The organism is Bradyrhizobium sp. TM233 (assembly GCF_036247965.1).
Classification (GTDB): Bacteria; Pseudomonadota; Alphaproteobacteria; order Rhizobiales; family Xanthobacteraceae; genus Bradyrhizobium; species Bradyrhizobium ottawaense.
Genome location: NZ_BTIG01000008.1, coordinates 397,570 through 417,333, shown reverse-complemented (window position 1 = coordinate 417,333; position 19,764 = coordinate 397,570). Strand labels below are relative to the sequence as shown.

The 19,764-nt window shown below is 65.3% G+C and carries 15 protein-coding genes and 1 riboswitch; of the genes, 3 read left to right on the top strand and 12 right to left on the bottom strand.

The features are described 5' to 3' along the window. Positions 1–77: 77 nt before the first annotated feature. A complete protein-coding gene (gene argS, locus AABA86_RS20010) occupies positions 78–1,868 on the bottom strand; it encodes an arginine--tRNA ligase (protein ID WP_338308043.1) in 1,791 nt (596 codons plus the stop codon). A 9-nt stretch (positions 1,869–1,877) separates the two neighbouring features. Continuing rightward, positions 1,878–3,086, bottom strand: coding sequence for a deoxyguanosinetriphosphate triphosphohydrolase (locus tag AABA86_RS20005; protein ID WP_338308042.1), 1,209 nt, complete (start codon positions 3,084–3,086; stop codon positions 1,878–1,880). A 123-nt stretch (positions 3,087–3,209) separates the two neighbouring features. Here AABA86_RS20005 and erpA point away from each other — a divergent pair, with 123 nt between their 5' ends. Further along, positions 3,210–3,539 carry an iron-sulfur cluster insertion protein ErpA gene (erpA, locus tag AABA86_RS20000; protein ID WP_015685900.1) on the top strand — a complete coding sequence of 110 codons (330 nt, stop codon included), beginning with the start codon at positions 3,210–3,212 and terminating at the stop codon, positions 3,537–3,539. A 4-nt stretch (positions 3,540–3,543) separates the two neighbouring features. On the opposite strand, the gene AABA86_RS19995 is transcribed toward erpA, so the two are convergent. Then, the gene (locus AABA86_RS19995; RefSeq protein ID WP_338308040.1) at positions 3,544–5,874 is read right to left on the bottom strand and encodes an ATP-binding protein; all 2,331 of its coding nucleotides are present in this window, start codon (positions 5,872–5,874) and stop codon (positions 3,544–3,546) included. 134 nt (positions 5,875–6,008) lie between these two features. On the opposite strand from AABA86_RS19995, the gene xth reads away from it, so the two are divergent. Beyond that, the gene (gene xth, locus AABA86_RS19990; protein ID WP_338308038.1) at positions 6,009–6,806 is read left to right on the top strand and encodes an exodeoxyribonuclease III; all 798 of its coding nucleotides are present in this window, start codon (positions 6,009–6,011) and stop codon (positions 6,804–6,806) included. Between the two features lie 61 nt (positions 6,807–6,867). Here xth and AABA86_RS19985 read toward each other — a convergent pair whose 3' ends face one another. From AABA86_RS19985 to AABA86_RS19950, 8 genes are all read right to left on the bottom strand, one after another. Further along, positions 6,868–7,698 (bottom strand): tetratricopeptide repeat protein, encoded by an 831-nt coding sequence (locus AABA86_RS19985; protein ID WP_212249687.1) that lies wholly within the window; start codon positions 7,696–7,698, stop codon positions 6,868–6,870. Next, positions 7,685–9,409, bottom strand: a complete 1,725-nt coding sequence (ilvD, locus tag AABA86_RS19980; protein ID WP_212249690.1) for a dihydroxy-acid dehydratase — start codon at positions 9,407–9,409, stop codon at positions 7,685–7,687. The genes AABA86_RS19985 and ilvD overlap by 14 nt, the downstream gene beginning before the upstream one ends. A gap of 1,432 nt (positions 9,410–10,841) precedes the next feature. After that, positions 10,842–11,423, bottom strand: coding sequence for a hypothetical protein (locus AABA86_RS19975; RefSeq protein WP_338308037.1), 582 nt, complete (start codon positions 11,421–11,423; stop codon positions 10,842–10,844). Positions 11,424–11,487: 64 nt separating this feature from the next. Continuing rightward, a complete protein-coding gene (locus AABA86_RS19970; protein WP_338308036.1) occupies positions 11,488–13,725 on the bottom strand; it encodes a TonB-dependent receptor in 2,238 nt (745 codons plus the stop codon). Positions 13,726–13,839: 114 nt separating this feature from the next. Next, positions 13,840–14,053: riboswitch (cobalamin riboswitch) on the bottom strand. A gap of 43 nt (positions 14,054–14,096) precedes the next feature. Next, the gene (locus AABA86_RS19965) at positions 14,097–14,360 is read right to left on the bottom strand and encodes a hypothetical protein (protein WP_244611253.1); all 264 of its coding nucleotides are present in this window, start codon (positions 14,358–14,360) and stop codon (positions 14,097–14,099) included. 112 nt (positions 14,361–14,472) lie between these two features. Further along, a complete protein-coding gene (locus AABA86_RS19960) occupies positions 14,473–14,682 on the bottom strand; it encodes a hypothetical protein (RefSeq protein ID WP_028141611.1) in 210 nt (69 codons plus the stop codon). A gap of 139 nt (positions 14,683–14,821) precedes the next feature. Next, entirely contained in the window at positions 14,822–14,998 is a 177-nt protein-coding gene (locus AABA86_RS19955) for a hypothetical protein (RefSeq protein WP_018320305.1), read from the bottom strand. A 124-nt stretch (positions 14,999–15,122) separates the two neighbouring features. Then, complete coding sequence (locus AABA86_RS19950; protein ID WP_338308035.1) at positions 15,123–16,859, bottom strand: adenylate/guanylate cyclase domain-containing protein; 1,737 nt, start codon at positions 16,857–16,859, stop codon at positions 15,123–15,125. 318 nt (positions 16,860–17,177) lie between these two features. On the opposite strand from AABA86_RS19950, the gene AABA86_RS19945 reads away from it, so the two are divergent. Beyond that, positions 17,178–19,364, top strand: a complete 2,187-nt coding sequence (locus AABA86_RS19945) for a lytic transglycosylase domain-containing protein (protein ID WP_338308034.1) — start codon at positions 17,178–17,180, stop codon at positions 19,362–19,364. Between the two features lie 80 nt (positions 19,365–19,444). Here the strand turns inward: AABA86_RS19945 and AABA86_RS19940 are convergent, their stop codons facing one another. Continuing rightward, a complete protein-coding gene (locus AABA86_RS19940) occupies positions 19,445–19,750 on the bottom strand; it encodes a hypothetical protein (RefSeq protein WP_338308033.1) in 306 nt (101 codons plus the stop codon). Positions 19,751–19,764 lie beyond the last annotated feature (14 nt).

Below are 19,764 nucleotides of genomic sequence, written 5' to 3'. Positions count from 1 at the left end.
AAGGCTTTCAACCAAGTCTAAGCGATCCGGCTTCTGCCGGTTACCCCCGATATTCCCCTTAAGTAGTTCGCCCCAAACTACCGCATCTCGTTCGGAGCATGGACGCCGAGGATGGCGAGGCCCGATGCCAGAACCGAGACGACGCCCTGGACCATGGCCAGTCGCGCCTTTGTAAGCTCTGCATCATTATTGATAATGAAGCGTAAATAGGGCAAATCGCGCCCCTTCGTCCAAAGTGCATGAAATTCGCTGGCTAAATCATAGAGATAAAAGGCAATTCGGTGCGGCTCGTGGGCGCTTGCCGCGGCTTCCAGCATGCGCGGAAATATTGCCAGACGCTTGAGCAGGTCGAGCTCGACGGGGTCTGACAGCCGTTCCACCGCCGACTCAGCGAGCCAGGCAATGCGCTCGCCGGCATCCTCCGGGAGTTCCGGGAACACCTCCGCGCGCGCGTTGCGGAAGATCGAATGGCCGCGGGCGTGGCCGTACTGGACATAGAACACCGGGTTGTCGCGCGACTGTTCCATGACCTTGGCGAGGTCGAAGTCGAGCACCGCGTCGTTCTTCCGGTAAAGCATCATGAAGCGGACGGCGTCCTGGCCGACCTCATCCACCACCTCACGCAAGGTGACGAAGTCCCCGCTCCGCTTGGACATTTTCACCGGCTCGCCATTGCGCAGCAGCTTCACGAGCTGGACGATCTTGACGTCGAGCGAGCCCTTGCCTGACGTCGTCGCCTTCACCGCCGCCTGCATGCGCTTGATATAGCCGCCATGGTCGGCGCCCCAGACGTCGATCATCTCGGCGAAACCACGGTCGAACTTGTTCTTGTGGTAGGCGATGTCGGAGGCGAAGTAGGTGTAGGAATTATCCGACTTGATCAGCGGACGATCGACATCGTCGCCGTAAGCGGTCGCCTTGAACAGCAGCTGCTCGCGGTCTTCCCAGTCCTCGACCGGCGCGCCCTTCGGCGGCGGCAGGCGGCCCTCGTAGATGTCGCCCTTGGCCTTCAGGAAATCGATGGTCTCGGCGACCTTGTTGTTGCCGGTCTCGATCAGCGAGCGCTCGGAGAAGAACACATCGTGGCGGATGTTGAGCGCGGCGAGATCGTCCTTGATCTCGTCCATCATCATCGCGATCGCCTTGGCGCGCACCGTCGGCAGCCACTCGGCCTCGCTCATCGCGAGGAGCTTGTCGCTGTGCTCCTTCGCAAGCGCCTGCCCGACCGGCTTCAGGTAGTCTCCGGGATAGAGGCCTTCCGGGATCGCACCGATGTCCTCGCCGAGCGCCTCGCGATACCGCAGGAACGCGGAGCGCGCGAGCACGTCGACCTGGGCGCCGGCGTCGTTGATGTAATATTCGCGCGTGACGTCGTGGCCTGCGAATTGAAGCAGGCTCGCCAGCGCGTCGCCGAACACGGCGCCGCGGCAATGGCCGACATGCATCGGCCCGGTCGGGTTCGCCGAGACATATTCGACATTGACCTTGTAGCCGCCGCGGACGCGGCCGTAATCGGCGGCTTCACGCAGCACGGTCCGCAGCGCTTCGGCCCAGGCGGCGGGCTTGAGGGTCAGGTTGATGAAGCCCGGGCCGGCGACGTCGACCTTGGCGATCAGCTCGTCGGCACGGAGCCGCTCGGCGATCTGCTCGGCGAGGTCGCGCGGCTTGGCCTTTGCCTCTTTCGCCAGCACCATCGCGGCGTTGGTCGCCATGTCGCCATGGGAGGGATCACGCGGCGGCTCGACCACCACGCGCGAGAAATCGATGCCCTCGGGCCAGTTGGCTTCCACGGCCAGCGTACGGCAGGCGGCGTGCACGCGTGCAAGCACGTCGGCGAACAAATGCAGTGCTGAGGATGTGTCGGGCATGGCCGCCGCCTAACGCAAATCCGGGGTCGAGTCAAAAAGCCGCTGGTGCTCGGTCAGGGCGAAACGGTCGGTCATTCCGGCAATGAAATTACCGATCCGGCGGGCCCGGTCACCCTCATTGTCGGCCTCCGCCCCCGAGAGCCATTCCGGCGGCAGGTCGCCCGGGGATTTCAGGTATTTCGCGAACAGGTCGAACAGGATCTGTTCCGCCTCCCCCATCACCCGCATCACCCGCTTGTGACGGTACATGTGCTGGTAGAGGAAGGTCTTGATGGCGGCCTCTTCCTCGGCGACCTCGGCCGGAAATGCGATCAGCGCCCGGCTCTGCTGGCGGACATCCTGGGCTGATTGGGGCTTCACCGCGGCGAGGTTCTTCTGCGCCTGCGCGAACACCGCACCGATCAGGTGCGAGATCAGCTCGCGCACCAGCTCGGCACCGCGCCTGAGGTCTTCGAGGTCGGGATAGTGCGCCGAGGTCTCGGCGATGATCTCAGCCGTGAGCGGCATCACCTTGAGATCGTCGAGATGGAACAGGCCGGCACGCAGGCCATCGTCGATGTCGTGGGCGTCATAGGCGATGTCGTCGGCGATGGCGGCGACCTGCGCTTCCAGTGAGGCGAAGCTCCACAATTCGAGGTCGTAGGTCTTGATGTAGTCGGCGATGCCGACGGGAATGCCGTACTCGCGATAGCGCCCCACCGGCGCGCCGCTGCGGTCGGTCAGCGGACCGTTATGCTTGACGATGCCCTCCAGCGACTCCCAGGTCAGATTGAGCCCGTCGAACTCGGGATAGCGATGCTCCAGCGACGCGACGACGCGGAGCGTCTGGGCGTTGTGGTCGAAACCGCCAAAATCCTTCAGGCAGGCGTCCAGCGCCCGCTCGCCGGCATGGCCGAACGGGGGATGACCGAGATCGTGGGCCAGCGCCAGGGTTTCGGTGAGGTCCTCGTCCAGCCCGAGCTGCCGGGCCAGCGCACGGGCGATCTGCGCCACCTCCAGCGAATGGGTCAGCCTTGTGCGGTAGTGGTCGCCCTCGTGGAACACGAACACTTGGGTCTTGTACTTCAGGCGGCGGAACGCGGTGGAGTGGATCACCCGGTCGCAATCCCGCCGGAACGGGCTGCGGGTCCGGCTCGGCGGCTCCGTGACCAGCCGGCCGCGGCTGCGGTCGGGATCGCAGGCATAGGGCGCATGGGGGGCAGCCATTCCGACGGACACGACGAATTTAGTCCCTATCCATTTGATTCTGCGTATCCTTGCACTTAACTATGCCGGACGCGGGATACCAAATGAATTGGCCAAGTGAACCTGGTATGACCGCGGGACTATCGGAGACGAGCCATGACGACCGACGTGACCATCAGTGACCGCGCCGCACGCCGGATTGGGGAGATCCTCAAGGGCGAAGGGACCGGCGCGATGCTGCGCATCTCGGTCGAGGGCGGCGGCTGCTCGGGTTTCCAGTACAAATTCGACATCGACCGTGCGCGGACCGACGACGATCTCGTGATCGAGCAGGAGAACGCCGTGGTGTTGGTCGATTCCGCCTCGCAGCCGTTCCTGGCGGGCTCGCAGGTCGATTTCGTCGACGACCTGATCGGCGCCTCGTTCCGCGTCAACAATCCGAACGCGACCGCCTCCTGCGGCTGCGGCACCAGCTTCTCGATCTGACCGGCTAAACGCCGGTTATCTGCTTCTCCTCATCCGTCCATTCCATTTCGGCCGGCATCAGCTCCGGCTGCAGCGGCGCGTCCTCCGACATCACGTGGCCGTCGAGCGCACGTAGCAGGGCCGCGACCAGCGCCGGCTTGTGCAGCGGCTTGGCGAGGAAGTCCGACATGCCCGCCTCGCGGCAGATCCTGACGTCCTCGGGGAAGGCGTTGGCGGTCAGCGCGACGATCGGCAAGGCTTCGTAGCGGCCGCCTTGCGCGCGGATCGCGCGGGTGGCGGCGAGCCCGTCCATGTCGGGCATGCGCACGTCCATCAGCACCACGTCGTAATGGCCTTCGGATGCCGCCGCTACGGCTTCAGTGCCGTCGGTGACGACGCGCAGCTCGACGTCGAACGCCCCCAACATCTTGCTCACTACCATGCGGTTGACCGCATCGTCCTCCGCGACCAGCACCTTCAGCGGCCGATCGAGGCCGGCGATCCGGGCCTTGAGCTCGTCGGCCTCGTCGTGGCCGGCAGCCTGCTCGGAGGCCTGCGCCTGGCTCCAGGGCAGCACCAGCGTGAAACGGAAGGTCGATCCCTGCCCCGGCGTCGAGGTAACGCCGATGGTGCCGCCCATCTGCTCGATGATGCGCCGTGAGATCGCAAGCCCGAGCCCGGTGCCGCCGAAGCGGCGGCTGATCGAGGCGTCGGCCTGCGCGAAATCGCTGAAGAGCTGGCCGAGCTTTTCCGGGGCGATGCCGATGCCGCTGTCGGTCACCGTCCATTCGACGGTCGCCAGCAAGTCGCGGCGCGCCTGGCAGGTCGCAGAGATCGTCACCTCGCCTTCATCGGTGAACTTCACCGCGTTGGACGCGAGGTTGAGCAGCACCTGGCGGATGCGCGCGACGTCGCCGCGCAGCGTCGGCGGCAGGTTCGGGTCGAGTTCCAGCTTGACCGTCAGTCCCTTGCCCTTGGCGCTCGCGCGGACCACGGTCGCGACCGCCTCCACCAGCGCCTGCGGGGCGAAATCGATCACTTCGAAGGTGAAGCGTCCGGCCTCGAGCTTGGACAGATCGAGGATGTCGTTGAGGATGCGCTGGAGATTGTCGCCGGACTCGCGGATCGTGGTCACGGCCTCGCGCTGCTCCGGATCGAGCTTGGTCTCGAGCAGCATGCTGGCAAGCCCGAGCACGCCGTTCATGGGCGTGCGGATCTCGTGGCTCATCACGGCGAGGAAGTCCGACTTGGCACGACTCTCGGCCTCGGCCTTTTCCGCGCGCCAGCGCTCGGTCACGTCGCGGCCGAAGCCGCGATAGCCCAAAAATTGTCCCTCGCGGTCATAGGCCGGCTTGGCCGTCAGCGACCACAGCCGCGCCTCGCCGCCGGCGACGACCTTGAGGTTCATCTCGTGCAGCGGCTCGTTCTGCTCCATCAGGCCGACGACGTTGTAGGCCGCGCTCTTGTCCTCTGGACACAGCATGTCGAGCACGTCGGCGAAATGCGATCCCTTCAGCAGCGGAAGCGGCAGCTGAGCGACGTCCGCGAAGCGCTCGGGCACGTCGACCAGATGCCCTTCAGCATCGGTCTGCCACAGCCAGTCGCTGGCGTTCTCCTGGAAGTCCTTCAGCAGCAGCGAGATGATCTCCGTCTGGCGTTCGAGCTCGAGCTGGGCCTTGAGATTGCCGAGGAACAGATTGCCTTGCGAGACGATGTTGCGCGCCATGAAAAAAGCGAACAGCAGCAGGAACACCGCCGTCACCAGATACGGCCCGGCGCCGCAAAGCAGCAGCGCGCCGGCGCAGGCGACCGTCATGGTGGCGAGATAGACGAGGCCGGCGCGCGGGAAGGTCGAGAGCATGAAGGCGCCGCCCGACATCATGCCGACCATCAGGCAGGCCAGGATCAGCTGGCTGGTCGGCTCGATGCGGCTGAACAGAGCGAGCGGCAGCGCGCCCCAGGCCGCGGCGAGGAAGACCGCCTGCCGCAGCATCTGCCGCGCGGCGCGGGGCGAGGCCTCCTGCGGCGGGTTCTGATACGACCGCCGCCAGGCGCGCACCGCGAGCGAGGCGGTGGTGGCGAGCGTCAGGCCCCAGATCGCGAGGAAGTCGTTCCAGCCCCGGCCCCAGAACAGGATCAGCACGATGCCGACGTTCAGCATCGTCACCGCCATCGTCACGGGAATCAGCCGCGTCACGGCGTCGATCTGCTTGGCGCGGATGCGGCGGATCTCGCGCTCGCTGAGATCGGCGGTCAGGCCGTCCTCGATCTCGAAGCCGCCGAGCCAGTACAGGAACGCGCCGATCAGGCCGTCACGCGGCTCGGTTCGCTTCATCGTCTTGTCCGGCCATCCCATGCGAGGAACCTTTTGACGATCAATGGCCTGCTGGCTGCTTAAGCCGGGTTAATTTTGTGGGAGATTTTGCGGCGTCCTTGACGGGCGCGTTTGCAGTTTGTTCTAACCATGGCCCCTGCCCGGAGCCCGCCGACATGACCATCAGAGTAGCCACCTGGAACGTGAACTCGGTCCGGCAGCGGATCGACCTCCTGCTGAGCTGGCTGAGGGAGTGCCAGCCGGACATCGTCTGCCTCCAGGAGATCAAATGCGTCGACGAGGCCTTTCCGCGGCTTGAGATCGAGGCGCTCGGCTACAACGTGGTCACGCACGGGCAGAAGACATTCAACGGCGTCGCGCTGCTCTCCAAGCTCCGGTTCGACGAGACCAAGTCGGGCCTTGCCGGTGACGACGAGGACGCCCACGCCCGCTTCCTCGAGGGCGTGGTGACGCTGAAGTCTGGCGTGCTGCGCATCGCCTGCCTTTATCTGCCCAATGGCAATCCGGTCGGGACCGAGAAATATCCCTACAAGCTCAAGTGGATGTCCCGGCTTCTTGAGTATTCAAAGGAACGCCTGAAGACCGAGGAGCCGCTGATCCTCGCCGGCGACTTCAACGTCATCCCGCACGCCCGCGACGTCCATAACCCCGCCGCCTGGACCGAGGACGCCCTGTTCAAGCCGGAGACGCGGGAGAGCTTTCAGTCCCTGCTCGGCCTCGGCCTGACCGACGCCTTGCGGGCCGTCACCGATGAGCCCGGGCTGTACACCTTCTGGGACTACCAGGCCGGGGCCTGGCAGAAGAACCAGGGCCTGCGGATCGACCATCTGCTGCTGTCGCCACAGGCCAGCGACCGGCTCGCCAATGTCGGGATCGACAGCTATGTGCGCGGCTGGGAGAAGCCGTCGGACCACGTGCCGGTGTGGGCGGATCTGGATCTGGAGGCGGCGTAACGTCCGCAGAGATGGTGGGCACGCTGCGCTTTGCCCACCTACCGGCCCCGACGTTGCCGAGCTACTCCCGGCGGCCGCCCTGCACCCACTGTTCCAGCATTTGCAGGCACATGGCGCGGTCGTCGTCGGAGGCCTTGGCGAAGGCGCGGCTGTAGCTTTCCTTGATCCAGGTCTCGTCGGTACCGGCGCTGTCGCGCGCCAGCGTCAGCCACATCAGGCCGCGCGCGGCCTGCCGCGGCAGGCGGTCGCCGTTGAACAGCATCTGGCCGAGCAGCGCCTGCGCCTCGTGCTGGCCCTTCTGCGCGGCAAGGCCGAGCCAGCGCGCGCCGTAGCGGAAATCCTCGCGCGAGGCGTCCGGCGTCTTCAGGTAGAGCCGGGCGAGATCGTATTGCGCGTCGGCATTGCCGAAATAGGACGCCGCATAGGAGAACATCTCCCGCGCCCGCTCCGGATCCGACTTGACCTTCGAGTTCGGGATACCGCTCAGATAGTAGCGGCCGAGCGCGACGAAGGCGTTGGCCACGATCTGCGCCTGCGGCGCCGACGGGCTGTCCTCGGCATGCGCATTGGCGATCCGGCTGAAATATTCGAAGGCACGCAGATCGTCCTGGGCGACGCCGTCGCCATTGGCGTACATGCGGCCGAGCTTCCACTGCGCGATGGGGTGACCACCCTCGGCGGCATATTGCAGCGCACTAAGCGAGGTCTCCTGAGGCACAGCCGCCGGCGCGACCTTGCCGCGTGCGGTCGCCGCGGTCCCCGGCAAGGCGGTCACGACCGGGATGGTCGCGTCCTTCGGGTTGACCGGCGCGCCGTCGAAGGCAAGCGCCGGCGCGGCCAGCGCACCGACCCCCAACACAAACGCAACTATGGCACGCCTAGATGTCCGCATAGCACTGTTTCTCGTGCGCGCCGCCCGGATGGGTCACTGCCCCCCCGACCGCTGGTCCAACCTGTTGGGCATATTTCCAGAGCGCACCCGACGTGTGGTTAGTCGCGCGAGCGCTCCATTTGGTCTTGCGCTGGGCGAGCTCGGCGTCGCTCAATTTTACGTTAAGGGTACCGGCGACCGCGTCGATCTCGATAATGTCGCCGTCCTCGAGCAGCCCGATCGGGCCGCCAATGGCCGCTTCCGGCCCGACATGGCCGATGCAGAAGCCGCGGGTGGCGCCGGAGAAGCGGCCGTCGGTGATGAGCGCGATCTTGCCGCCCATGCCCTGGCCGGTCAGCGCCGCAGTGGTCTGGAGCATTTCCCGCATGCCGGGGCCGCCCTTGGGCCCCTCGTAGCGGATCACGATGACTTCGCCTTCGCGGTAGGTGCGCTTCTGGACCGCCTCGAAAGCATCCTCCTCACGGTCGAAGCACCTGGCCGGACCGGTAAACCTGAGGTTGGACATTCCCGCGACTTTCACGATCGCACCTTCTGGCGCCAGATTGCCCTTCAGACCGACCACACCGCCAGTGACGGTGATGGGCTTGTCTGCCGGGTGCACCACATCCTGGTGCGGATTCCATTTCACGCTCTTGAGGTTTTCGGCGATCGTGCGGCCCGTGACGGTAAGGCAATCACCGTGCAGGAAGCCGTTGTCGAGCAGCGTCTTCATCAGAAGCGGTATGCCACCTACTTCAAACATGTCTTTGGCGACATAACGGCCACCCGGCTTCAAATCCGCGACATATGGTGTCTTTTTGAAGATTTCGGCAACATCGAACAGGTCGAACTTGATGCCGCACTCATGCGCGATCGCCGGTAGGTGCAGCGCAGCATTGGTCGAGCCGCCGGAGGCGGCGACCACGGCGGCGGCATTCTCCAGCGCCTTGCGGGTGACGATGTCGCGCGGCCGGATGTTTTGGGCGATCAGGTCCATCACCTGCTCGCCCGCGGTCATGCAGAAGGCATCGCGGATTTCATAGGGCGCCGGGGCACCGGCCGAGTAAGGCAGTGCGAGGCCGATCGCCTCGGACACGGTCGCCATGGTGTTGGCGGTGAACTGCGCACCGCAGGCGCCCGCCGAGGGGCACGCCACGCGCTCGATCTCGTCGAGGTCTTCGTCCGACATGGCGCCGACGGAGTGCTTGCCGACGGCCTCGAACATGTCCTGCACGGTGACCTGCTGCCCGCGGAACGTGCCGGGCAGGATCGAGCCGCCATAGATGAAGATCGAGGGCACGTTGAGGCGGACCATGGCCATCATCATGCCCGGCAGCGACTTGTCGCAGCCGGCGAGCCCGACCAGGGCGTCATAGGCATGGCCGCGGACAGTCAGCTCGACCGAATCGGCGATGCAGTCGCGCGACGGCAGCGAGGAGCGCATGCCGTCATGCCCCATGGCGATGCCGTCGGTGACGGTGATGGTGCAGAACTCACGCGGGGTGCCGCCGGCTGACGCCACGCCCTTCTTCACCGCCTGCGCCTGGCGCATCAACGCGATGTTGCAGGGAGCGGCCTCGTTCCAGCAGGAGGCGACGCCGACGAAGGGCTGGTGGATCTGCGCGGTGGTCAGACCCATGGCGTAGAAGTAGGACCGATGGGGCGCGCGTGTAGGGCCTTCCGTCACGTGACGGCTCGGCAGCCTCTGCTTGATGTTGCTCTTCGCGTCCATCGCAAACCAGTTTCCCCGGTCAACCCTTTCAGACCCGAAAAATCAGAGCCAAGATTTGAATCGACCTTGGGATTTTCTCGTGGCCCTTCGAAGACCGCCGCTGCCCTTAAAACATTAGAGCGATTTTATTCATGTTCGGGTGTGGCCAAAAAGCGGCGACGATGCGAACCGCCGGTGATGAGGGTTAAATCCGGGATGAGTGTTGCGGAGACACAACAATCGTTACCGGGAAGACACGGGTTGGATTACTGCAATACCCTCAGGAAGATGACGATCCACAACTTCAGATTTTGTGGTACGCACACTGCGCCCAACTCCTCCTCGGCAACCAGGCGTGCGCAACTGAGTCGGTGCCCCCTCCGCTCGTTGGCTACTCCCTCCCATGTCCCGGACAAGTCGCAACGCGCGAAGCGTTGCGGCGCAGAGCCGGGACCCAGAAACCACAGATTGCGCTCGCGGAAACATGGGCCCCGGCTCTGCAGCGCATCGCCGGGGCGCTGCGCTGCGTCCGGGGCACGAGACGAGAGTTTGACGCAGGCTCTCTCCTCCTCGTCATTGCGAGCGGAGCGAAGCAATCCAGAGTCTTTCCGCCGAGAGATTCTGGATTGCTTCGTCGCATCAGCGCAAAATTGCTGCGCAATTTTGTCGCGAGCTCCTCGCAATGACGGAGTATCAATGACGGAGTATGAGGTGGCGGTACTCCTCCTCCGACATTTAAATCGTAGACACGCCTTCGCGTCCTCGCGGCGGATTTCGCCCGAGCTTTGCTTGGTCTCGCTACCCTCCAATCCAAGAGGGCGCAGGGAAGGCCGGGTGCTGGCTCGCACCCGCGGTCCGCTGCGCGAAATGCACACGCAGAAAGAACCGCACAGCAGCATACAGGTGGTGCCGATCACTCGGCCTTCCCTGCGCAGTGGCTGGACGGCTTATGCCGTGATCTCCCGGGAGCCGACCATTCCTTCTGGCCTCCCTCGCCCCGCGAATTGGATGATGCAGTCTGCCCGGTTGGGCTCGCTCGCACCTTCGCAAGACTTGACCGTAGCAACGACGGCCAGGACCACACGGTTTTGCCGTACGCGCGTTCGCTGGTCACCACATTATCTCCCGGCCTTGTCGACGTTGCCGAAAGAATGTGGCGAGACGAACTGAACAGCGTCGTCGTCTGCACGAAGCCTCGGGCTCACAGGGACTACCCGCCCTGCCCGCGCCTCTCGTGCCGACGCTGCCGCGTCCACCGCAAGCCCGGCTCGCGATGCGTGACGACACATGATCGCCCCTCTTGGTGAGCCGGATGGACGACACATACGCCAAAACCGAATTTCGGCAAAGCGGAATATTTTTGTGCGCGTGGATTGACAGAGGGCGACACAGGCGCGGTCCCGTAGCCCGGATGGAGCGCCAGCGTAATCCGGGTACGGCCACGAGCGGCCGCTCAGGCCGACATCGCTCGCTTGCGTCCGGCCGGGTCGACCAGACGGACGATCTCGCAGACGGCGACGAGGCCGGCGAGCCAGACGGCGCAGGTCAGAGCGATGCGCGTCACGATGGCGGCGGTGAAGGCGCCCTCGCCGCCCAGCAACGGCGTCGCGGCGAGCAGCGCGAGCTCATAGACGGCGTAGGCGGCGACGAGCGTGATCGCCAGCGCCAGCGGCGTGCGGCCCTGCGGCAGCAGGCCGAGCACCGCCGAAGCTGCCGCGGTCGCCAGAAGCGCAGCAGCGCCGATGGCAAAGCCCCAGGCGATCGTGCCGGCGTCAACGGGATAATGCAGCACGCCGAAACCGATGGTCTGGTTGACGAGCCAGGTCCCGGTGACGACGAGCAGCGCCGGCCGCTGCGGCAGCATCGCCGCGGCAACGACGGCGAAGGCCGCAAACGGCGTGGCACAGGCGAACGCAAAGCTTGCGAGCGCGCACGAGGCCGTCAGCAGCACGAAGCAGAACATCGGCGCAAGGCGCGGCGCGACCGGGTGAAGCCGGAAGCGGTCGCCGTGAGACGGCAGGATGCTGAGGGCCATGGTTGTATCTCCTTCTCTTTCGGATGCTGGTCCATTTGCGGGCGTGTGACAGCCCTGGCGAAAATCAGAACGTTGCGCCGGCCTTGAGCAGATAGGTGCGGCCAGGCAACGGATAGGCGCTGAAGCGGCCGTCCGTGAAGGTGCTCGCGATCGCATAGTCGTAGTAGAGGGCATTCAGCACATTGTTGACGCTGAGAGACCAGAAGTAGCGCTCATACCGGCCGCTGAGCTTGAGGTCGATGGTGCCGTTGGCGGGGATCGGCTTCTGCGTGCCCGCCTGGTCGTTGTCCATGCGCCTCTCGCTCCAGAAGCGCGCGGTGGCGTCGAGCACCAGATAGTCCTGCCAGATGTTCCAGGTGACACCCGCACTCGCCGTGTAGCGCGACACCAGCGGCACGTCGTTGCCGGCCCAGATGCCTTCGCGGAAGACGGCGCGGGTGTAGGCGATTCCGGAGCGCAACAGCACAGCGTCGTTGACGCGATAGGACAGGCTGGTCTCCGAGCCGTAGCGCCGGGTCGGATCAAGATTGGTGTTGTAAAACAGGACCGGGTTGAAATGGACCTCGTTGGTGAGATCCATCAGATAGAGACTGCTTTGCAGCTGCAGCCCGCCTCCCTTGATCCGCACACCGCCCTCGATGTCCTGCGAGGTCTGGGTCTTGAGCTGGAACGTTTGCGGGATCGCAGCGAAGGTCAAGGGATCGAAGGAAGGCCCAGAGGACAGGCGCTCGTCGACATCAGGCGTGCGGAACGCGCGCGCGCCGCGGCCGAACAGCGAAACCTGGTCGTTGAGGCGATGCTCGGCCCCGAGATGCAGCGCGTATTGGGTCTCGTTGCTCGTCAGCGGCAGCGCCCCGATGTCGGCGTTGAACGGCGCGGCCGGGTCGAAATTGTCGCGTGCCGCAAGACTGACGTTCTGCACCCGCGCGCCGTAGGAGATGTCGGTCGTGGGCGCTATCCCCAATGTGTGCTGGAAATAACCCGCAACCGTCTCCTGCCGGAGGTCGTAATTGTGCCAGGGGGCGAGCCCCTGCCCGGCGCCGCGGTTCTGCTCAAAGCTCGCGTCGTAATAGTCGATGCCGGTCAGGAGTTGCGACGGCATGCCGAGCAGCAGGCTCTTCACGCTGAGCCGCGGCGTGATCGACCATGTCGTCAGGTGGGAACCGACATAGGTCGACGTGAAGAAGGCCGGAACCGGCGTCGGGGTGGAGAAGAACGCACTCTGCTGCTTCTTGTCGCGCACGCCGCCATCGACGATGAGATCGACGCCGTTGACCAGGGTCTTGGTGAAGCCCGCGGTCGCACCAAAACCCTGCTGGTTGGCGTAGTTGAAGGGCGTGCTGGTCCCTCGCCGGTTGGCCCTGAGCTCGTCGAGGCCGATCGAGGGATCGACGGTGCGGCCGCCCGGCAGCCGCAGCTCCTGATTGTCGCCGGTGACGGTGAGAAAGGCCGTCAGGCCCGGCGTGGTGTAGTTGAGATTGCCGACGCCGTTCTGCTGCGAATAACGATTGTTGTCGCGATAACCATCGGTCCTGACCGTGTTGCCATAGAACGAGGTCGACCACGGACCGGCATTGAGCGAGGTCGAAACGTTGCCGAGTCTGGTGTTGAATGAGCCGAAGCCGGCCTCGATGCGCGCGGTCACGGGCGGTCCGCCGACACCATTTTTGGTGACGATGTTGATCACACCGCCGACCGCGTTGTCGCCATAGAGCACCGCGCCGGAATTGCCGCGCGTCACCTCGATGCGCTCGATGGAATTGAGCGGGATGGTGGAGAGGTCCACCTGCGCCATGTCGACGTCGTTCAGCCGCCGGCCGTTGACCAGCACCAGCGTGTTGGCAGTAGCAAAGGCGCCGAAGCCACGCAGGTCCACGCTGGTCTTGGCGCCGATCTGGCCGCCATAGAACGTCGTGATCTGGGCCCCCGGCGTCTGCGTCGCGATGATCTCGGCAAGCGTCTGCGATGGCGCATGCGCGATATCCGCGGCCGTGATGACGGTCGTGGCGGCCCCGACGATGCCGCCGGTGCCGGCGGCAGCCTCGCCGCCGGAGCCGGATGAGCCGGCGCCATTGCCTGCCGGCGCGACATTCGTCCTCACCCCCTGCCGAGCCGCCTCGCCGTCACCGATCGCCCTGGCGCGCGTGCGGTTCTGATCGTCGGGCCTGGTCACCTCGATCGGCGGCAATTGCTCGGCAAGCGCCTGCTGGGCGAAGGCGGAGGACAGATCGAGCGAAGGGAAGGAAACGGATGCGAGCAGGCCGACGCTGAGGCGCCTGGCAGCAGGGACAAGACGGGACACAATGGTAACCTCGGTATGACGTCAGTGGCACGTCACAGCGAACGAGATTTCACGGCAGAGCGATGGATTGCTCCGGTGAAGCCAATGTCTGTACTCCCCGACCGACATCTTCGCGTGTGACCACGGCTGACGGCAGGTCTCCTGGCTCGCGGGTCGTGACCTTGCGTCGCCTTCCCAGGACCGAGTTTCCCAGTGGCATGAGACGAAAGATTCACCGCTTACAGTTGCGGGGGCAGCCGTGGCGTTGAGACAATCCCGGCGTTGGGACAATCCCGCACCACATTCCCTTTTGATCTCCATGAGGAGAACCGTCGCCGATCATTTACGAGCCGTTCGCCCCGGGAGTCAATCGACCGTTGGGTGCCGGCCGCTCAGGTCCGCCCGCGCACACGTTGCGCCTGGGCCCAGGCGACAGCGACATCGCGGGGCGGAACATCGACGCGCTTGATCGGGGTCAATTCGCCGGAAGCCGAGACGATCGCGGTCTCCTCGCGCCGGCAGCGCGTGCAGACGAAGCGGACCTCGTGCGGAGACGCCGTCCAGCTCGACCGCTTCACGTTGGCTGCCATCGGCCAGGCATCGCAATGCGAGCACGACACCAGAAATCGGCCGGGATCGAGCATACCCATTTCCATCGGACTCCGCGTCCTGCCACTTGCTTCAATGATTGACCCATGTGAATCGTTCCGGTGCCCAGGCACCGTCCATTCCACGGGTTGCATCCCCGCAAGGCAGAAGGCGGTGCGCTCAGCGCGCGCCCTTGAGGGTGCAGGAGGTCGTGCAGGTGACCGTGGTGCCGCGATCGCACGATTTGCAGGCATTGACGCACTGGTTCATGTCGCGGGGGTTATAGCTGTAGTTCCGCATCGGGCAGGTCGGCGTCGAGCCGGTGATGTCCTGCTCCTGGTCGCAGGCCGCCGTCATGAGCGCGAATATGATCACGGCAACGAGGCGCATGTGATTGCCCTGTCAAACATGGCAAATGACACTCGCGAGGTGCGCTGCATTGCAGCGAACCCCGGCCTTTCCACCACGAGCGATCGCTCGCGAGCGTCAAGGATGCGCGCCAAACATTAAGAACGGATTGCAGCTGGCGTCAGGCCGCAGCCTTGGTCGCGATCGCCTGCCGCATGTCCACCGCCAGCTGTCGGTATTGTTCCGAGAGTTTCAGATAGAACTCGCGCTTGGTGCTGTCGGTGGCGAGCTTGGCGATCAGCTCGCATTCGGCGGTGAGCGTCTCGAACCGTTCCAGCCTGTCCTGAAGTTCTGTCATCGGCGTGTCCCCGTCAAACGCCTCAAGGACATCCAACCTAAGCCCGGGAAATAGGTCACGGCGAACATCGTTATCGAGTAGAAACGTTTTTTCCGGACAGGGCGAGCTGGCGCAACAAAAACGGCTATTTCTGCTCCAGCCGCCAGGCGCCGTCCCACCCCTCTTCCGGCGGCTTGGCCTCGAGCTGCGCGATGCGGCCGAGCATCGTGCGCGAGGGGCCGTCGCCGGGGACGGCTTCGAGCGCGGCGTTGAAGGCGGCGCGCGCCTCGTCGAAGCGGCGGGCCCGATAGGCGGCGAGCGCTTCGGCATAATGCGTGCGCAGGCTGTCCTGCGCGCCGGTGAGTGCGCCCGCCCGCGCCATCACCTCGAAGATCGGCTGCGGCGCGCTCTGGCCCGCGACCGCCAGACGATCGATCTCGCGCAATTCGAGCCCCGCTCCGATCGCGTCAGCAGTTGCCTGCGAGATCAGGATGCGGGTTCCGTAGACCTTGTTGACGGCCTCCAGCCGCGAGGCCAGGTTCACGGCGTCGCCCATCACGGTGAAGCTCATCATCAGCTCGGAGCCGATGCTGCCGGTCAGGACCTCGCCGGTGGCGATGCCGATCCGCAGGTCACACGGCGCCGGCATGGCGCGGATGCCGAGCAGGTCGGGCAGCTGCTTCTGCAGCGCGGGCACCTGGTCGACCATCTCGGTTGCGGCGATGCCGGCCAGGAGCGCCTGCTCGTCCTCCTCGATGAAGGGCGGCCCCCAATAGGACATGATGGCGTCGCCGATATATTTGTCGATGATGCCGCGATTACCCCTGATCGGTCCGGACATCACCGTGAAATAGTGGTTCATCACCCTGACGAGGCCGCGCGGGGTCATGCCCTCGCTCATCGAGGTGAAGCCGCTCATGTCGCAGAACATGATGGTCATGACCCGGCGCTCGCCGTCGATCGCGACCTCGGGCCGGTCGATCAGCCCCTGCACCACCTTGGGATCGATGTAGCGGCCAAAGGTCTCGCGGATGCGCTCGTTGTGCCTGAGCTGCTCGGTCATGCGGTTGAAAGCCGCGGCGAGCTCGCCGATCTCGTCCTGCGTGGAGACGGTGATGGTCTTGTCGAAGCGGCCGGCCTCGACCTCGCGGGTGCCGGCGAGCAGCAGCCGCACCGGGCGCGTGATGCCGCTGGACACCAGGAGCGCAAAGGCAAAGCCGACGATCGCCGCGAGCAACGTCACGATGCCAGAGACGATGATCGCTTGGTGCTGATGGCCGACCACCTGCGACGTGCTGGCGAAGACCTGCTTGAGCATGTCGGCCCGGATCGCATCGATCTTCTGGTTGAACTGGTCGCGCAGCGCGTCGATATGCTCGAGCGTGATGCGCGCTTCCGCCATCTGCTGTGCGTCGATCTGGTTGAGGAGTTTCGCGTGGCTCTCCTTCTGATCGCGGCGCAGCTCGCCGACGGCGGTCTCGATGCGGGTCTCGATCCGTGCCAGCGCGGCGTTGTCGGAAGGAGTCCTGGGGTCGTCTATGATCGCGTTGATCAGCTTGCGCGCGCGCTCGGCCTCCTCCTCGATCTTGCGGTCGGCGTCCTCGAACTCGCGAAGGCGCGCCGCATAGGCCGCCTCGTCCGAGGACGCCTGCATCTTCGTCATGATCATCCGCCGCAGCGCCACCGATCGCTCCAGCGAGCGGATGTTGACGCGCGCGAGATCGCCATAGGCCGGGATGTAGCGGTTGGTCAGCTCGTCGAGCAGGACGCCGACCTGGCTCGACATCACCATCGACAGGATCGAGGTGACCAGCATCAGGACGATCAATCCGAGGGCGATACCGACGATCTTGCGCCTGATCGACTGGTTGAAAATCGGCATAGCTGCAGGGACAAAGGCCAAAGGGACGGAGCAAGGGAACTCCATACACCGGATCTTGTTGCGGGAACACGCGCAATCTGGTTCCTCCTGGCGCCCAGGACCATGGCCGGTCGTCGCGCGAGCCCGGATCGTTAACAAAGGTTAAAGGATCTGCCCCCCAGCGGAAGTTCCCCTCGTCACATCCGTATTTTGCCGCATTGTTGCGACAGCGTGAGGAATGCGAAACGATGCCGTGGCATCGTTCTCGATGTCGTTGATTCTCAAGCCGCATGTCGTCGCGGACCTTGGTTTGTAGTGGTTTCGCAGGGGGACCATGGGATGAACCAGTGCCTACGCTCGCTCGCGTGTCTCGTTGCCGTGGCCGCAATGGCCCTGCTTCCCACCGAGCTTTCGGCGAAGAGCAGCCACAAATCGTCGGCGCCGAAGAAGTCGCATGAGGCAAAAGCCGGCAAGCAACGTCATGTCACGGCGAAATCGCGCCACGGCAAGCATGCCGAGGTCAAGCGCAAGTCGAAGAAGACCGACGACGAGCCCTCGGACAAGCCGGCGCCGCCGCCGCTGACTGGCGACCTCGCCGCGCTGAAGGACGCGATCGACCTCGCGCGCAAGGGCAAGACCGATGACGCGAGCGCGGCGCGCGACCGCATCACAGATCCCGCCGGGCAGAAGCTCGCCGACTGGTTCATGCTGCGCCATTCCGAAAGCACGGCGAATTTCAAGCGTTATGCCGCCTTCCTCGCCGCCAATCCGGGTTGGCCGAGCAGCGCCCTGCTCCGCCGCCGCGCCGAGGCGCGGCTGTGGCAGGAGAAGGCCGACGCGGCCACCGTGCACAAATTCACCATGGACCGCCCAACCAGCGCCAAGGGCAAGTTCGCGCTCGCCCGCGTGCTGCTCACTGAAGGCGATACCGACAGGGCCGCGCGGCTGGTGCGTGAGGCCTGGCGCTCGGATGAATTGTCCGAGCGCAGCGAGGAAGACTCTTACGAGGCGTTCCGCGATCTGCTGACCGCCGACGACCATCGCGCGCGCATGGACAAGCGGCTCGGCGCCAAGGACTATGCCGGCGCCCGGCGCGCTGCAAAACGGCTCGGCGAGGATGCGCTCGCGATCGTCAAGGCCTGCGCCGCCGTCACCGGCAAGGCCAGCAAGGCCAAGGATGATCTCGAGGACGTGCCGGCTGAAGCGCGCCGCGATCTCGGCTATGTGCTGTGCCGCGCCCAATGGCACCTCCAGAAGGACCGCATCGACGACGCCGCCGAGGTGATCCTGGCCGCCGCGCCCGACACCATGGCCGCCCAGGACACCGACGCCTGGTGGCGCGAGCGCCGCCTGCTCGCGCGCAAGCTGCTCGACCAGGGCAAGTTCAAGACGGCGTATGACGTGGTGCGCACCGCCGCGGTGCCCGAGAAGGAAGTCTACCGCGTCGATTATCATTTCATGTGCGGCTGGATCGCACTGCGCTTCCTCGGCGATCCCCAGGCGGCGATGGTGCACTTCGCCGCCATCGACGAAGGCTCGGCCAATCCGATCGCGCTGTCGCGCGCCCATTACTGGCGCGGCCGTGCCGCCGAGGCGATGGGTGCGGCGGCCGATGCGCGCCTGAGCTACCGGGCGGCGGCGCGCTATCCGACCGCCTATTACGGCCAGCTTGCGCGCGCCAAGCTCGGCCTCGACCGCATCGAGCTGCGGCCGCCCTCGCCCGTGCTGGCCGCGATCGACACCGCGCCCGCAGACGAGCGCGTGCGTGCCGCCGGCATGCTCTACGGCATCGGCGAGCGCGACACGGTGTTCTACTACGCCGAGGATTTCGCCAAGGAGAGCACCGACGTCGCGGCCCTCGAAGGACTCGGCGCACTGGCCGGCCAGCGCAGCGATGCGCGCGTGATGCTGGAGGTCGGCAAGTCGGCGCTGGCGCGCGGGCTCGCCCTCGACCATTACGCCTTCCCGACCATCGGCATTCCCGAGCATCAGCAGGTCGCGCCCGCGATCGAGACCAGCGTGATCTATTCGGTGGCGCGCACCGAAAGCTCGTTCGACCAGCGCGACAAGTCGCCGGCCAATGCAGTCGGGCTGATGCAGGTCACGCCCGAAGCGGGACGCGACACCGCGAAACGCTTCGGCCTGACCTACGACTGGGACAAGATGGTCTCCGATCCCGTCTACAACACGCAAATGGGCGCGGCCGAGCTCAGCGCGCTGCTGTCGGAATATCGCGGCAACCAGATCATGACCTTCGCCGGCTACAATGCCGGCCGCGGCCGCGTTCGCGAATGGGTGCAGGCCCGCGGCGACCCCAGGGATCCCAACGTCGATCCGGTCGACTGGGTCGAGCGCATCCCGCTGTCGGAGACGCGCAACTACGTCCAGCGCGTGATCGAGAACGTGCTGGTGTACCGCGCACGGTTCGAGGGCAGCAGCATGGTCGCGGGCAAGTCCGACCAGCGCGTCACGACGCAGGAAGTGAGCGCGGCACCAGCGGTATCGGCCGCAGCCCCCTCGCCCTAGCCTCGCCACCGCCGGGGCTGGACGCGGCGCGGGCTGGACGCGGTGACTGCGGCCGACTGTTCTGCGCGGCCGTCATCGAGCTAGCCGTCACCTCCTTCCATGGTCAGAAGGTCGTACTCGCGCAGATATGCCTCGGCCAATGAGCGCGACAGCGCGCCCATCTGAATCATCCAGCCCCAGCCCGAGATCGCCGTCAGCACCGCGATCGCCTCGAACGGGCTGCGGGGCCACAGCATGTCCATGGCCGTCTGCTGACGGTAGCAATCGTAGTCGCAGTAGCGCTCTTGCTTGGACACATGCCGGACGTAACTCGCACCCAGCGGCCGGACACATGCGCTGCAGACGCCGTGGCAGGGATGCTCCTGATTGACGAGCATGAATCTCAATGCCGTGTCCTCTC